General features: G+C 74.3%; 13 protein-coding genes. 4 read left to right on the forward strand and 9 right to left on the reverse strand.

Annotated features, from left to right (window positions below):
• Positions 1-3 precede the first annotated feature (3 nt).
• Complete coding sequence (locus GD880_RS04610) at positions 4-255, reverse strand: cupredoxin domain-containing protein (RefSeq protein ID WP_264372267.1); 252 nt, start codon at positions 253-255, stop codon at positions 4-6.
• 368 nt (positions 256-623) lie between these two features.
• On the opposite strand from GD880_RS04610, the gene GD880_RS04615 reads away from it, so the two are divergent.
• On the forward strand, positions 624-2,435 hold the full coding sequence (locus GD880_RS04615; RefSeq protein ID WP_226909380.1) for a glycoside hydrolase family 15 protein: 1,812 nt from the start codon (positions 624-626) through the stop codon (positions 2,433-2,435).
• 8 nt (positions 2,436-2,443) lie between these two features.
• Positions 2,444-3,499, forward strand: a complete 1,056-nt coding sequence (locus GD880_RS04620; protein WP_152230459.1) for a glucose 1-dehydrogenase — start codon at positions 2,444-2,446, stop codon at positions 3,497-3,499.
• Positions 3,500-3,537: 38 nt separating this feature from the next.
• Here GD880_RS04620 and GD880_RS04625 read toward each other — a convergent pair whose 3' ends face one another.
• A complete protein-coding gene (locus GD880_RS04625) occupies positions 3,538-4,248 on the reverse strand; it encodes an SOS response-associated peptidase (protein WP_152230460.1) in 711 nt (236 codons plus the stop codon).
• Positions 4,249-4,385: 137 nt separating this feature from the next.
• On the opposite strand from GD880_RS04625, the gene GD880_RS04630 reads away from it, so the two are divergent.
• Positions 4,386-5,846, forward strand: a complete 1,461-nt coding sequence (locus tag GD880_RS04630; protein WP_152230461.1) for an aminotransferase class I/II-fold pyridoxal phosphate-dependent enzyme — start codon at positions 4,386-4,388, stop codon at positions 5,844-5,846.
• 48 nt (positions 5,847-5,894) lie between these two features.
• On the opposite strand, the gene GD880_RS04635 is transcribed toward GD880_RS04630, so the two are convergent.
• The 5 genes from GD880_RS04635 to thiD form a co-directional block, all read right to left on the reverse strand.
• On the reverse strand, positions 5,895-7,343 hold the full coding sequence (locus tag GD880_RS04635) for a SulP family inorganic anion transporter (RefSeq protein WP_226909408.1): 1,449 nt from the start codon (positions 7,341-7,343) through the stop codon (positions 5,895-5,897).
• Positions 7,344-7,620: 277 nt separating this feature from the next.
• Positions 7,621-8,172, reverse strand: a complete 552-nt coding sequence (locus GD880_RS04640; protein ID WP_152230651.1) for a sugar O-acetyltransferase — start codon at positions 8,170-8,172, stop codon at positions 7,621-7,623.
• A 135-nt stretch (positions 8,173-8,307) separates the two neighbouring features.
• Positions 8,308-8,697 (reverse strand): STAS domain-containing protein, encoded by a 390-nt coding sequence (locus GD880_RS04645; protein WP_152230463.1) that lies wholly within the window; start codon positions 8,695-8,697, stop codon positions 8,308-8,310.
• 118 nt (positions 8,698-8,815) lie between these two features.
• The gene (locus GD880_RS04650) at positions 8,816-9,619 is read right to left on the reverse strand and encodes an FHA domain-containing protein (RefSeq protein WP_152230464.1); all 804 of its coding nucleotides are present in this window, start codon (positions 9,617-9,619) and stop codon (positions 8,816-8,818) included.
• A 125-nt stretch (positions 9,620-9,744) separates the two neighbouring features.
• Positions 9,745-10,545: a bifunctional hydroxymethylpyrimidine kinase/phosphomethylpyrimidine kinase gene (gene thiD / locus GD880_RS04655; RefSeq protein WP_152230465.1), complete on the reverse strand. Its 801-nt coding sequence runs from the start codon at positions 10,543-10,545 to the stop codon at positions 9,745-9,747.
• 133 nt (positions 10,546-10,678) lie between these two features.
• Between thiD and GD880_RS04660 the strand changes: the two genes are divergently transcribed.
• Entirely contained in the window at positions 10,679-11,695 is a 1,017-nt protein-coding gene (locus GD880_RS04660) for an ornithine cyclodeaminase family protein (protein WP_226909381.1), read from the forward strand.
• A 47-nt stretch (positions 11,696-11,742) separates the two neighbouring features.
• Here GD880_RS04660 and GD880_RS04665 read toward each other — a convergent pair whose 3' ends face one another.
• Positions 11,743-12,846, reverse strand: coding sequence for an enolase C-terminal domain-like protein (locus tag GD880_RS04665; protein ID WP_152230466.1), 1,104 nt, complete (start codon positions 12,844-12,846; stop codon positions 11,743-11,745).
• 7 nt (positions 12,847-12,853) lie between these two features.
• Positions 12,854-14,665 (reverse strand): thiamine pyrophosphate-requiring protein, encoded by a 1,812-nt coding sequence (locus tag GD880_RS04670; protein WP_152230467.1) that lies wholly within the window; start codon positions 14,663-14,665, stop codon positions 12,854-12,856.
• Position 14,666 lies beyond the last annotated feature (1 nt).

Here is a 14,666-nt window from a genome sequence, read left to right on the forward strand (position 1 = left end):
CGGCTACCTGGCGACGACCGTGCCCGTCATGTTGGGGTGGATGGCGCAGTGGTAGGCGTACGTGCCCGCCGTGGCGAAGGTGTGCGTGAACGTCTTCCCCGGGGCGAGCCGGCCGCTGTCGAACGAGTTGTCGTCGGCGGTGACGGTGTGGTCCGTCGAGTCGTCGTTCGTCCAGGTCACCGTCTGACCGGCCGCCACTGTCTGGGACGCCGGTGCGAACGCGAAGTTCTTGATCTGCACGGCCGCCGCGGCCATCGATGCACCGGCCGATGACGCGCCGGCCGATGACGGGGCGGCGGTCATCGGACTGGGGGACGGGGTGCTGGGCGCCGCCGACGGCGCACCCCCACCGCACGCGCCGAGCAGCATGGTGACCGCCGCGGCGAGGGCCACGGCGCCGGCGGCACGGACGTGCCGGGAGCCGTGCGGAACCGGGTCAGGTGGCGTGCGCACGGGGCGCCCCCCTTCTCACCGACGGCGGTCTGTCGACGATCGGCGCCAGCGTAGGCACGCCCGCACCCGGTGCGCGCGGGGGCCGGCGCTCCCGGTTGCGGCGCACGAGAGCGTCCTCTACACCAGGGACGTCGGCCGCACGCGCGGCCTGCCCGAGGGCGGGAGGTCCGGTGAGCCAGCGCATCGAGGACTACGGCCCGATCGGTGACCTGCACACCATGGCCCTCGTGGGCCGCGACGGCTCCATCGACTGGCTCTGCCTGCCCCGGTTCGACTCCGGCGCCTGCTTCGCCCGGCTGCTCGGCGGGGACGACGCCGGCTTCTGGCAGATCGGGCCCGCGGCCGGCGGCCGGTGCACGCGGCGGCACTACCACGGCGACAGCCTCGTGCTCGAGACCGAGTGGGAGACACCCGACGGCACCGTCCGCCTCATCGACTTCATGCCCCCGCGCGACGATGCCGCGGACATCGTCCGCATCGTCGAGGGCGTCTCCGGCCGGGTGCCGATGCGGATGGAGATGCGGCTGCGCTTCGACTACGGCCACATCATCCCGTGGGTCCGGCGCCAAGGCGGGCAGCAGCTCTCGGCCATCGCGGGCCCGGACGCGATCTGGCTGGACACCCCGGCACGGCTCGAGGGCCGTGACATGACGACCGTCTCCGAGTTCGAGGTCGGCGAGGGGGAGCGGGTGCCGTTCGTGCTCACCCACCACCCCTCCCACCAGCCGGCGCCGGGCCGGCGCGACGCCGGGAAGGTGCTCGACCGGACCCTGGACTTCTGGCGGCGATGGATCGCCAACATCAAGTACGAGGGCTCCTGGGAGGAGCCCGTGCACCGCTCCCTGATCACCCTCAAGGCGCTCAGCTACGAGCCCACCGGCGGCATCGTCGCCGCCGCCACGACGTCGCTGCCCGAGCGGCTCGGCGGCCCGCGCAACTGGGACTACCGCTTCTGCTGGCTGCGCGACGCCACCTTCACCCTCCAGGCCCTGCTCGGCACCGGGTTCGTCAAGGAAGCCGGCGCCTGGCGTGACTGGCTGCTGCGCGCCGTCGCCGGGGACCCGGCCGACCTGCAGATCATGTACGGCATCGACGGCACCCGCCGGCTGACCGAGTACGAGGTGGACTGGCTGGCCGGCTACGAGGGGTCCCGCCCGGTGCGCATCGGCAACGCCGCGGTCGGCCAGTTCCAGCTCGACGTGTGGGGCGAGGTCCTCGACGGCCTGCACGTGGCCCGGATGGCCGGGATGACCCGGGAGAGCCCGGCGTGGGAGCTCCAGCGCGCGCTGCTCGACTACCTCGAGGGGCACTGGCAGGACCAGGACAACAGCCTGTGGGAGGTGCGTGGGCCCCGGCGCGACTTCGTCCACTCCAAGGCCATGGCCTGGGCCGGCATCGACCGGGCGGTGCAGGCCGTCGAGCGGTTCGGGCTCGACGGCCCGGTGGACAGGTGGAGGGCGCTGCGCGAGCAGATCCACGCCGAGGTCTGCGCCAAGGGCTTCGACGCCGACCGCGGCACCTTCACCCAGTTCTACGGCTCCCGGGGCCTGGACGCGGCGCTGCTGCTGCTGCCGCAGGTGGGCTTCCTGCCCTGGGACGACGACCGGATCGTCGGCACCGTCGACGCCGTGCGCCGCGAGCTGATGGAGGACGGCTTCGTGCTGCGCTACCGGCCCGACGCCGACGGCGGCGTCGACGGCCTGCCCGGCGCCGAGGGGGCGTTCCTCGCCTGCAGCTTCTGGCTCGCCAACGCCCTGCACGGCACGGGCCGCCGGGACGAGGCGGTCGACCTGTTCGAACGCCTGCTCGGCCTGCGCAACGACCTCGGCATCCTCAGCGAGGAGTACGACCTCGACACGCACCGCCAGGTCGGCAACACCCCCCAGGCCTTCAGCCACGTGGGCCTGGTCAACACCGCCCGCCACCTCAGCGGCACCCATCCCGCGAAGGAAGCCAAGAAGGCCACGAACCGGTCCGCCTAGGAGGGCCCATGCGCGCGCTGACCGTCGTCCCGCTCCAGGGCGACTCGCTCGACGTCACCGACGTCCCCGAGCCCGGCCCGGACACCGGGGACCTCCTGGTCGACGGCGTCGCCCTGGGGGTGTGCGGCACCGACAGGGAGATCGCCCGCGGCGAGTATGGCTGGGCGCCCGCGGGCCACGACCGCCTCGTGCTCGGGCACGAGTCCCTGGGCCGGGTCCGGGAGGCGCCGGAGGGGTCCGGCTTCGGCGCCGGCGACCTCGTCGTCGGCGTCGTGCGCCGCCCCGACCCGGTGCCGTGCGGGGCCTGCGCCCGCGGGCAGTTCGACATGTGCCGCAACGGCAGGTACACCGAGCGCGGGATCAAGGAGCGCGACGGGTACGGCAGCGAGCGCTGGCGGGTGGAGCACGAGTTCGCCGTACGCCTGGAGCCCGGGCTGGCCGACGTCGGGATGCTCCTCGAGCCCACCACCGTCGTCGCCAAGGCCTGGGACCAGGTCGAGCGCATCGGGGCGCGGTCCTGGTTCGACCCGCGCACCGTGCTCGTCACCGGCGCCGGACCCATCGGCCTGCTCGCCGCCCTGCTGGGGGTCCAGCGCGGGATGGAGGTGCACGTCCTCGACCGGGTCACCGACGGGCCCAAGCCCCAGCTCGTGGCCGACCTCGGCGCGACCTACCACAGCGACCCGGCCGACGACGTCGCCGGCAAGCTCCGGCCCGACGTGACGATCGAGGCGACCGGGGCGGTGTCGGTGGTCGTCGCGGCCATGGCGAACACCGGCGCCTACGGCATCGTGTGCCTCACCGGCGTCTCCTCCCGCGGGCGTCGCCTGACCATCGACGCCGGGTCGCTCAACCGCGAGATCGTCCTGGACAACGACGTCGTGGTCGGCTCGGTCAACGCCAACCTGGCCCACTACGCCGCCGCGGCCGACGCCCTGGCCAAGGCCGACCTGGACTGGCTGCGCCGGCTGATCACCCGGCGGGTGCCGCTGCAGCGGGCGGCGGAGGCGTTCCAGCCGCAGGAGGCCGACATCAAGGTCGTGATCGACCTGTCGGCGGCCTGACCGCGGCGCGGCGGGCGGCGTCGGTGCGCCGGCCGGCGCTACGGCTCGACCGGCTCGATCAGTTCGGGCCCGTCGTTGCGGACGTCGCCGACGGCCGCGGACACCGGGCGCGGGCGCAGCACCGGCTTCGGCATCGCCGCGACCATCTCGCGCACGGTGCCGAGGTCCTCCACGCTGGGGTCCAGCCAGGCGTCGATGAGGTCCGCGGGCACGAGAAGCGGGGTCCGGTCGTGGATGTGCCCGATGGCGTCGGCGGCCTGGGTGGTGAGGATGGTGTTGGTCCACAGCCACCTGTCGGGGTGGTCGTCGGGCAGGGCCGGGTCCGGCCAGAGCTCGTAGAGCCCCGCGAAGGCCAGCACGCCGTCGCCGTGGAGGAAGTAGGGCTGCTTGCCCTCGGGGGTCTTCTCCCACTCGTAGTACCCGTCGGCGGCCAGCAGGCACCGTCGACGCGCGGCGGCCTTGCGGAAGGCCGGCTTCTCGGTGACCGTCTCCGAGCGGGCGTTGATGAGGCGGGCGCCGCCCCGGGGGTCCTTGGCCCAGGAGGGCACCAGCCCCCAGCGCACCGTGCGCAGCTGGCGCGCCGGCGTCGCCTCGGGGTCCTGGCGCGGCGCGCGTTCGAGCACCGCGCGCACCTGGTCGGTGGGGGCGACGTTCCACGACGGCGGCAGCTCCTCGCCGACCACCTCGTCGATCGCGAAGGCGGTGACCAGATCGGCGTCGCGGCGGGCGTTGGCGTAGCGACCACACATGGGGCCAGTGTGCGGCACCCCACCCACACCCGCCGGGCCGACCGGCCGGGGTCGTTGCGGTTGCGGGGCGTCGGGAGCGCCCCCAGGATCGGCCTTCCCAGGCGGTCACGGGCCGCTTGAGCAGGGAGGGAGCCGTCATGGACCACTCGCGCGTGCCGGTGCTGGAGGCGTTGGAGGCCTTCCGCAGCCGGGGGGACATCGTCTACGGCCCTCCGGGGCATCGGCAGGGCCGGGGGGCCGACCCGCGGGTGGTCGAGGTGGTCGGCGAGGGGGTCTACGCCTCGGACGTGCTCTCCCTCAACGGCCTGGACGACCGGCGCCAGTCGCAGGGCGTCCTCCAGCAGGCCCAGGAGCTCATGGCCGACGCCGTGCGCGCCGACAAGGCGTTCTTCTCCACCTGCGGCAGCTCGCTGTCGGTCAAGACCGCCATGATGTCCGTGGCCGGCCCGGGGGAGAAGCTGCTCGTCTCGCGCAACGCCCACAAGTCGGTCGTCTCCGGCCTCATCCTCAGTGGCATCCGGCCCGTGTGGGTCCACCCGCACTTCGACGAGGACCTCCACATCGCCCACCCGCCCGAGCCCGAGGACGTGCGCAGCGCCCTCGAGGCGCACCCCGACGCCAAGGGCATGCTGCTCGTCTCGCCCACCGACTGGGGGACCTGCGCGGACATCGCCGGCGTCGCCCGGGTCTGCCACGACGACGACGTCCCCCTCATCGTCGACGAGGCGTGGGGCGCCCACCTGCCCTTCCACGACGACCTGCCGGCCTGGGGCATGGACGTCGGCGCCGACCTCGTGGTCACGAGCGTGCACAAGATGGGCGGCGCGATCGAGCAGAGCTCGGTGTTCCACCTCCAGGGGGACCGGGTGGACCCCGACGTGCTCAAGGCGCGCGAGGACCTCCTCGGCACGACGAGCTCGTCGAGCCTGGTCTACCTCACCCTCGACGGGTGGCGCCGGCAGATGGTCGAGCAGGGGGAGGAGCTGCTGTCTGCCGCCATCGACCGGGCCGGGCGGGTGCGCGAGGCCGTGGGGCGCATCGACGGGATCGAGCTCATGGGGCGCGAGGTCGTCCGGCCGCAGGGAGTGTTCGACCTCGACCCGCTCGTGCTCACGATGGACGTCCGGCCGCTGGGGATCACCGGGTTCCAGGCCGCCGAGTGGCTGCGCGCCACCTGCCACGTCGACACCGGGTCGGCGGACACCTGCCGGCTCAGCGCGCGCATCACCGTCGGCGACGACGACCGCACCGAGCAGGTGCTCGTCGACTCCCTCGCCCGCCTCGCCGAGGAGGCGGGGGGCATCGAGCCGGCGCCGCCGGTGGCGCTGCCACCCGGGTCCGCCCTGGAGACCGAGATGGTCATGCTGCCGCGCGAGGCGTTCTTCGCCCGGGTGGAGCAGGTGCCGATCGCCCAGGCCGTCGGTCGCGTCGTCGCCGAGGAGATCAGCCCCTACCCGCCCGGGGTCCCGGTGCTGGCGCCCGGGGAGCGGGTCAACGCCGAGATCGTCGAGTACCTCACCACCGGGCTCGCGGCGGGGATGCTCGTGCCCGACGCCGCCGACCCCAGGCTCACCTCGCTGCGGGTGGTGGCCGAGTAACCGCGCGGGCGCCCGCGCGCGGCGTCGGGGCCGCCGCCGGCCGGCGCGTCAGTGCCCGCCGGCGAGGTGGCCGGCGAGGCGCCCGTGCCGCTCCGCGCTGTCCGCGTCCAGCCCGACGATGGTGGCCGTCTTGCCCTTGGCGGCGTACCTGGTCGTGATCGCGTCCAGGGCGGCCACGGTGGAGGCGTCCCAGATGTGCGACCGGGACATGTCGATGACGACGTTCTCCGGGTCGCCGGCGTAGTCGAACTGGGTGACGAGGTCGTTGCTCGAGGCCCAGAACAGCTCGCCGACCACGGCGTAGACCCGGGTGTGCTCGTCGGGATGGGCGACCTCGACGACCTCGGTGAGGTGGGCGACGCGGCGCACGAACATCACCGCGGCCACCAGCACGCCGGTGACGACGCCGTAGGCGAGGTTGTGGGTGGCGACCGTGACGGCGACGGTGGCCAGCATGACGAGGGTCTCGGACCGCGGCATGCGCCGCAGCGTCGCCGGCCGGATCGAGTGCCAGTCGAAGGTGCCGACGCAGACCATGACCATCACCGCGACGAGCGCGGCCATCGGGATGGTGGCGACGACGTCGCCCAGCCCGACCACGAGGATCAGCAGGAACACCCCCGCGAGGAACGTCGAGATCCGGGTGCGGGCGCCGGAGGCCCTGACGTTGATCATCGTCTGGCCGATCATCGCGCACCCGCCCATGCCGCCGAAGAACCCGGTGACGACGTTCGCCACGCCCTGGCCCCACGCCTCCCGCGTCTTGTCCGACCGGGTGTCGGTGACGTCGTCGACCAGCTTGGCCGTCATGAGCGACTCCATCAGCCCGACCAGCGCCATGGCGACGGCGTAGGGGCCGATGATCCGCAGGGTGTCCAGGCTCAGCGGCACGTCCGGGACGAACAGGGACGGCAGGGACTCGGGCAGCTGGCCCTGGTCCCCGACGGTGGGCACGTGCAGCGCGAACGCCACCGTGACGACGGTGAGGACGACGATGGTCACGAGCGGGGCCGGGACCGCCGTGGTGAGCCGCGGGACGAGGACGATGAGCGCGATGCCGACGGCGACCATGCCGTAGACGACCACCGGCACCCCGGTCAGGTGCGGCAGCTGGGCCAGAAAGATGAGGATCGCCAGGGCGTTGACGAAGCCGACCATGACGCTGCGCGGGATGAACCGCACGAGCTTCGCCACCCCGAGGACCCCGAAGGCGACCTGGATGACCCCGGCGAGGATCACCGTGGCGATGAAGTGGTCCATGCCGTGCTCGCGCACCACCGGCGCGATGACGAGGGCGACCGCGCCGGTGGCGGCGGAGATCATGGCCGGCCGTCCACCAAGGATCGCGATCGAGACGGCCATCGTGAACGAGGCGAACAGGCCCATCCGCGGGTCGACCCCGGCGATGATCGAGAACGAGATGGCCTCCGGGATCAGCGCCAGGGCGACGACCAGTCCGGCGAGGACCTCGGTGCGCAGGCGGCGCGGATCGCGCAGCGCGCCGCGGACGGAGGTGACGTCCTCGGTCCGCGCCTGCCGGCGCTCCTCGGGACCGCGCGGCGGGCGCTGGACGGCGGCGAAGGGCGAGGTCACACAGACTCCCAGGGGCTGCGGGCGCGCGGCGCCCGATGGTCACGTCATGGCGCGGCGCGCCATCGCACCGGGAGAGGGGCTGCCGCCACCGCGCGGGGACCACGCGGGCGGACCCGGCAACCCTAGCCCAACCCGAGAGTTCGGATCGTGTGAGATGCCCCGACGGTCGCGAACCGCCGGATCACCCCTCGACGTGCCGGATGACCTTCGCGGGGTTGCCCACGGCGACGACGTTGGCGGGCAGGTCCTTGGTGACGACGGCGCCCGCGCCGACCACGGTGTTCTCCCCGATCGTCACCCCGGGGCACACGATGACCCCGCCGCCGAGCCACACGTTGTCCCCGATGGTGATCGGCTCGGCCGCCTCCCACTTCGCCCGGCGCGGCTCCGGCTCGACCGGGTGGGTGGGGGTCAGCAGCTGGACGTTCGGGCCGATCTGGACGTCGTCGCCGATGGTGATGCGGGCGACGTCGAGCGCCACGAGGCCGTAGTTGGCGAAGGTGCGGGCCCCGAGGGCGATCTGGGTGCCGTAGTCGACGAAGAGGGGCGGGCGGATCTCGGTGTCCTCCCCGATCGACCCGAGCAGCTCCTCGAGGAGGCGACGGCGCAGCGGACCCTGCCGGACCGTCGTGGCGTTGTAGGCGTCCATGAGGTCGAGCGCGGCCTGGTTCTGCGCGGCCAGCTCGGGGTCGTCGGCGATGTAGAGGTCACCGGCGAGCATCCGCTCGCGCATCGTCCGGGTGTCGGTGGCCGCCGGGTCGTCGCCGGCGGCCGTGGTGCGGGTGTCGCCGGTGGGGGCCGCGGGCGGGAAGGCGTCGGTGGGTGCCATGGCCCCCAACGTAGCCTGCGCCGTCGGCCGGATCCGCGCTCAGGCGGCGGGCGGGCGGTGGGTGGTGACGGGCTCGTCGGGGTCCTCGTCGAGGATGTCGACGATCTCCCCGAGCTGGGTGACGTCGAGCAGGAACCGGACCAGGTCCGGGGGCCGCAGCATCCGCAGCCGGTCGGGCACGCGGTAGGCCAGCCGGGCGAGCATGGCGACGACGGCGGAGTCCATGAAGGTCACGTCGGCGGTGTCGACGTCGACCGGCCGGCCGAGCCCGACGGCCAGCTCGACCGCGTCGTTGAGCGTGGCGTTGAGGCTGATGTCGACGTCGCCCGCGAGCACCAGGCGGGTGCGGGCCCGGGTGCGGAGCACCGACACGGAGCCGGGTGTCCTGGTCTCGTTCGCGGGGGTGGAGGAGGTCCCGGTCGTGCTCACGATGTCCTGCGGTTCCTTTCGGTGGTGCGGCCGGTTCACCGTCGCACGGGGCGGGCCGCACTGTCGCGCCGAGGGTGCGTGTGTGGTGTCACGCCCCGTCGGCGCGCGGCGTGCGGCGTCACGGGCCGTCGGGGTGCGGCGTCAGGTGCCAGGACGTCGGCGGCGGCGGGATCGTCCTCGTGATCCGGCGTGCCCGTGAGCGTGCGAGCACGTGCACGAGGAGGGCGAGCAGCACCGTGAGCAGCCCGGCCAGCCCGACCGCCCACGCCACGTGCCCGCTGAGCACGCGGCCGGCCAGCGCCCAGCCGAACATGTCCGGCGGACGGGGGACGACGTCGAGCAGCGCCGGGGGCCAGCCGAGGAAGGCGAGCATCCCCACGGCGAAGGCCGCGCCGCCGAGGGCGACCACCGCCGCGCCGACCCAGAACAGCCGGCGGGCACGCCCCAGCCAGACCGCCGCGCGTCCGAGGAGCTGCTCGCGGTGGTGCACCACCAGCTCGGCGTAGACCTCCGGCTCCATGGTGGTCACCGTCTCGGCGGAGTCGAGGACCGCGAGCGGGTCGGCCGGGCCGGCCGTGGCGGGCTCCGCCGGTGCCTGCCCGTACCGCAGCCGGACGTCGCCGAGGGTGACGACGTCGCCGGCGTGCAGCTCGCTCGGGGCGGTCACGGCCACGCCGTCGAGGAAGGTGCCCAGCCGGGACCCGAGATCCTCGACGAGCACCGTCTCGCCCACGCGCCGGACGGCCGCGTGCTGCGGGCTGAGGTCCGGGTCCTCGAGGCACACGTCGCAGGTGGGCGCGTTACCGAGCACGAGCGCCTCGCGCACCAGGGGGATGCGGCGCCCGCGGATCCCCGGGCCGAGCACCTCGAGGAACGGCATCCCGGCGGGAGGCAGGAGCGGTATCCCCAGGGGCTGCGCCATCGCGACCTCCGCGGCGCCGAGCAGGTCGACAAGTGTTGGCGAAAGTCTCTCACCGGCGCCAGGCACGCGGCGCGCTGGATGCCCCCCTGTCGGCGCCCCCTCCCGACCCCCCAGGGTCGTAGGGGTCAGCCGGCGAAGGCCCCCTGCCAGACGGTGTCGAAGGGGGTGCGGGCCGCGACCCGGCCCTCGATCCCCGCCGTGACGAACCGCTTGGCCAGGTCGACGGCGTCGCGCACGTCGGCGCCCTTGGCCAGCTCGGCCGTGACCGCCGCCGCCAGGGTGCACCCGGCCCCGGAGACCCGCTCCTGGCCGACCTTGGGGGCCGCGAACACCGTGACGTCCTCGCCGTCGAAGAGCACGTCGACCGCGTCCTCGCCGGGCAGCTCGACGCCGCCCTTGGCCAGGACGAACCGCGGCCCGAGGTCGTGGATGCGGCGGGCCGCCTCGGCCAGGTCGTCGACCGACTCGATGGTGTCCATGTCGGACAGCGTCTTGGTCTCGAACAGGTTCGGGGTGACCACGGTGGCCAGCGGGAGGACCGCCTCGCGCAGGGCGTTGTCGGTGTCGAGGGCGGCGCCGGGCTCCTGGCCCTTGCAGATGAGCACCGGGTCGAGGACGACGTGCCGCCACGGCTGGCGGCGCAGGCCCTCGGCGACGACGTCGATGGTCGTCGGGGTGCCGAGCATGCCGATCTTGACGACGTCGAGCGCGTGCGCGGACGTGGCCGCCTCCATCTGGTCGGCGATGACCTCCGCCGGGACCGGGACGAAGCGGTGGCCCCAGTCGTTCTTGGGGTCGAAGGACACGATGCAGGTGATGGTGCCGACCCCGTAGACCCCGAGCTCCTGGAAGGTCTTGAGATCCACCTGGAGGCCGGCGCCGCCGGTGGCCTCCGAGCCGGCGATGACATAGGCGAGGTTGACCACGGACAGCTCCGATCCTGTGCGGGACGTGCGGGTTGCTGGGCCGAGGGTACGCCCGGCGCCGTCCGGTGTCGGTGTGCATCCCGCCACACGCCGTCGCGGCGTGAGAACGTGTGACGGTACAAGGAGGTCCACCGTGAGCGATCTCGATCCCGGCGTGCGCCCGGACGAGAAGGCATCCCCCGGGAGCGGGCCGTCGCTGTTCGGGGGCGCGCGGCTGGTCTCCGCCGCCGAGGTGGTGGCGAGCGTGCCGGTGGGGACCGCCGTCGACGCGCTCGAGGCGGCGCTGCGCGGCGGGCTCGACCCCGAGGCGGACGCGCCGCGCTCGCGGGCGGTGACCGCGCACGGGGAGCTGCTGCTCATGCCCTCCGCCAGCGGGGCGTGGTCGGGCGTAAAGGTGCTCTCCTCGACCCCGGCCAACCCCGCGGGCGGCCTGCCGCTGCTGCAGGGGATGTACCTGCTCTTCGCGGGGGCGGACCAGCGGCCGGCCGCGCTCCTGGACGGCACGGCGCTCACCGTGCTGCGCACCCCGGCGCTCTCGGCGCTGGCGGTGCGTCACCTGGCGCCGGGCCCGGCGGACCAGCCCGTGCTGCTCACCGTCTTCGGCACCGGGCCGCAGGCCCGCGGGCACGTGGCGGCGGTGCGGGCGGTGCGCGAGGTCGCCGAGGTGACGCTGGTGGGCCGCGACCGGCGGCGGCTGGACGCGCTCGCCGCCGAGGTGGCCGCCGCGGGCGTGCCGGTGCGGACCCTCGGCGCCGGTGACGGCGACGCCGCCGTCGCCGGGGCGGACGTCGTGTGCTGCTGCACCAGCGCCCGCGAGCCGCTGTTCGACGGGGCGATGGTGCGCGACGACGCCGTCGTCGTCGCCATGGGCTCGCACCACCCCGACGCCCGCGAGACGGACGACGCCCTCGTGGTGCGCTCCGCCGTGGTGGTGGAGTCTCGCGCCAGCACCCTGCGCGAGGGCGGGGACGTGGTCCTCCCGCTGGCCGAGGGCGTGCTGGGCGCGGAGGAGATCGTCACCCTGGCGGAGGTGGTCACCGGGCGGGCGGAGCTGCCGCCGACGGGCCCGCGGCTGTTCAAGGGGACCGGCATGCCGTGGGAGGACCTCGTCGTCGCCGTCGAGGTCCACCGCGCGCTGGGCCGGGGCTGACGCCTTCGCCGGGGCCCGGAGGCCCGAGGGGCGCGGGGCGCGGGGCTTCAGCCCGTGCGGTAGCGCTCCGCGGCGGGTGCGAGGGTGATCCCGTGCCCCGGCGCCGCCAGGTCGGGGACCATCGCGCCGCCGGTGGCGGCGGGGGCGCCGTCGAGCAGGAGGTGCTCGATGCGCACGTGGTCGTGGAACCACTCGACGTGGCGCAGGTTCGGCGCGGCGCCGGCGACAGGGGCGTGCAGCGCCGGTGCGCAGTGCGCGGAGACCTCCAGGTGGTGGGCGGCCGCCACCGCGGCGATGCGCAGCCACTCGGTGTAGCCGCCGCAGCGGGTGGCGTCGGCCTGCAGGCAGTCCACCGCCTGCGCGGCGCACAGCCGCTGGGCCTCGACCAGGGACCAGGCGTACTCCCCGGCGGCGACGTCGGCCGTGGTCCGCCGACGCACGTGGCGCAGGCCGGCCAGGTCGTCGGAGCTGACCGGCTCCTCGAACCAGGTCACCCCCTGGTCCTCGAGCGGGCGGGCCAGGCGCACCGCCTGCCCCACGGAGTAGGCGCCGTTGGCGTCGACGAACAGCTCGGCGGCGTCCCCGATGGTCGCCCGGGCCAGCCGCACCCGGGCGAGGTCGCGGTCGGTGCGGGTGCCCCAGGACTCGCCGATCTTGATCTTGACCCGGGGGATGCCGTCCGCGTGCACCCACCCGCCCAGCTGGGAGCGCAGCGTCGCGTCGTCGTAGGTGGTGAACCCGCCGCTGCCGTAGACGGGGACGGCGTCGCGGGCGCGGCCGAGCAGCCGCACGAGCGGGACGTCGAGCAGCCGGGCGGCCAGGTCCCACAGCGCGACGTCGACGGCGGACAGCGCGCACGAGGCGATGCCCGGCCGCCCGATGTTGCGCAGCTGCTGCTGCATCGCGGCCCAGGCGGCCGGGACGTCGCGGGCGTCGCGCCCGCGCACGACGTCGGCCAGGACGTCGCGGACCACCGCCGCCGCCGCGGCCGCGGCGTAGGTCCAGCCGAGGCCGACGGCGCCGCCGGCCCGGGCCCGGACGGCGACCATCGTCGTCGCCGACCACGCGATGGTCCCGTCCGCCTCGGGCTGGTCCGTGGGGATCGTGTAGACCAGAACGTCCAGGCCCTCGACCGGCACGTCGGGCGTCATCGGCCCCTCACGAGACGCGGTGGGGGAGGAACTCCTGCAGCTTGGTCTTGGCGCCCTCCCACAGCACCGACCAGCGGTCCTCGTCGCCGGCCGCCATGGACGAGACCAGCGCCTTGACCTCCGCGAACGTCGCGTGCGGCGGGATGGGCGGGACGTTGGGGCTGGTGCGCACGTCGAGCACGGTGGGCCGGTCGGCCCCTAATGCGGCGTCCCACGCCGGGGCGATCGCGTCGGGCTGCTCGACCGCGACGCCCTGCAGGCCCAGGCTCCGGGCGAAGCCGGCGTAGTCCACGCTCGGCAGGGACTGGGACTCGACGAACTTCGGCACCCCCTGCATGGCGCGCATCTCCCAGGTGACCTGGTTGAGGTCGTCGTTGTGCAGGACGGCGACGACGAGCCGCGGGTCGCTCCACCGCTCGTAGTACTTCTTGACGGTGACGAGCTCGGCCATGCCGTTCATCTGCATGGCCCCGTCGCCGACGAACGCGATCGCCGGGCGCTCGGGGTGGGCGAACTTCGCGCCGATGACGTAGGGCACGCCCGGGCCCATGGTGGCCAGGGTGCCCGAGAGCGACCCCCGGACCCCGTCGGGGAACCGCAGGTCGCGGGCGTACCAGTTCGCCGAGGACCCGGAGTCGGCCGCCAGCATCGCGTTCTCCGGCATCCGCTCGTTGAGCTCCCAGAACAGCCGCATGGGGTTGACGGGGTCGGCGGAGACCATCGCCTGGTCGTGCATGGTCTCCCACCAGCGGGCGACGTCCTGCTCGATGCCCGCGCGCCAGCCGCGGTCGCTCTTGCGCGCCAGGTGCGGGATCAGCGCCCGCAGGGTCCGGGCGGCGTCGCCGACGAGGTTGACCTCGTAGGGGTAGCGCATGCCGATGAAGCGGGCGTCGATGTCGATCTGGACGGCGCGGGCCTGGTCCAGCGGCGGCATGAACTGGGTGTAGGGGAAGTTCGACCCGACGGTGAGCAGGGTGTCGCAGCCCATCATCATCTCGTAGCTCGGCCGGGTGCCGAGCAGGCCGATGGACCCGGTGACCCAGGGCAGGTGGTCGGGCAGGACGTCCTTGCCCAGCAGCGCCTTGGCGGCGCCGGCGCCGAGCAGGTCCGCCACCCGCTCGATCTCCGCGCGCGCCCCGCGGGCGCCCTGACCCACGAGCAGCGCCACCCGCGTGCCGGCGTTGAGGACGTCCGCCGCGCGGCGGACGGCCTCGTCGTCGGGGTCCACGTCGGGCCAGGCGGTGCCCAGGCTCGAGGGCACCTCCTTGAACGCGTGCCCCGGGGCGGTGTACTCGAGGTCCTGGACGTCGGAGGGGATGACGATCGCCGTCGGTGCCCGCTGGCCGATGGCGACCCGGATGGCCCGGTCGAGCACGTTCGGCAGCTGCTCGGGCACGGTGACCATCTGGACGTAGTCGCTGGCGACGTCCTTGAACAGGGTGAGCAGGTCGACCTCCTGCTGGTAGGACCCGCCCATCGCGCTGCGCGCGGTCTGCCCCACGATCGCCACGACCGGCACGTGGTCGAGCTTGGCGTCGTAGAGCCCGTTGAGCAGGTGGATCGCCCCCGGGCCCGACGTGGCCATGCAGACCCCGAGGCGCGGGCGCGGGCCGCCCGGCCAGGCGTACTTCGCGTACCCGACGGCCTCGAACGCGGCCATCTCCTCGTGACGGGCCTGCACGAACGCGGGCGCGTGCAGGGACTCGTCGGTCCAGGCGCCGAGGATGCCGTTGATGCCGTCGCCGGGGAAGGCGAAGACGTGCTCGACGCCCCACTCACGCAGCCGGGACAGCAGGTACGCGGCCACCGTCATCGCCATG

The sequence above is a fragment of the Georgenia ruanii genome, assembly GCF_009193175.1.
GTDB classification, from domain to species: domain Bacteria; phylum Actinomycetota; class Actinomycetes; order Actinomycetales; family Actinomycetaceae; genus Georgenia; species Georgenia ruanii.

Bases quoted from the DNA above. Each gene is read 5' to 3' on its own strand.
- GD880_RS04670 (WP_152230467.1), bottom strand. From the start codon at position 14,665: ATGGCGATGACGGTGGCCGCGTACCTGCTGTCCCGGCTGCGTGAGTGG.
- GD880_RS04665 (WP_152230466.1), bottom strand. From the start codon at position 12,846: ATGACGCCCGACGTGCCGGTCGAGGGCCTGGACGTTCTGGTCTACACG.
- GD880_RS04610 (WP_264372267.1), bottom strand. From the start codon at position 255: ATGGCCGCGGCGGCCGTGCAGATCAAGAACTTCGCGTTCGCACCGGCG.
- GD880_RS04650 (WP_152230464.1), bottom strand. From the start codon at position 9,619: ATGGCGCAGCCCCTGGGGATACCGCTCCTGCCTCCCGCCGGGATGCCG.
- GD880_RS04640 (WP_152230651.1), bottom strand. From the start codon at position 8,172: ATGCGCGAGCGGATGCTCGCCGGTGACCTCTACATCGCCGACGACCCC.
- GD880_RS04620 (WP_152230459.1), top strand. From the start codon at position 2,444: ATGCGCGCGCTGACCGTCGTCCCGCTCCAGGGCGACTCGCTCGACGTC.
- GD880_RS04630 (WP_152230461.1), top strand. From the start codon at position 4,386: ATGGACCACTCGCGCGTGCCGGTGCTGGAGGCGTTGGAGGCCTTCCGC.
- GD880_RS04625 (WP_152230460.1), bottom strand. From the start codon at position 4,248: ATGTGTGGTCGCTACGCCAACGCCCGCCGCGACGCCGATCTGGTCACC.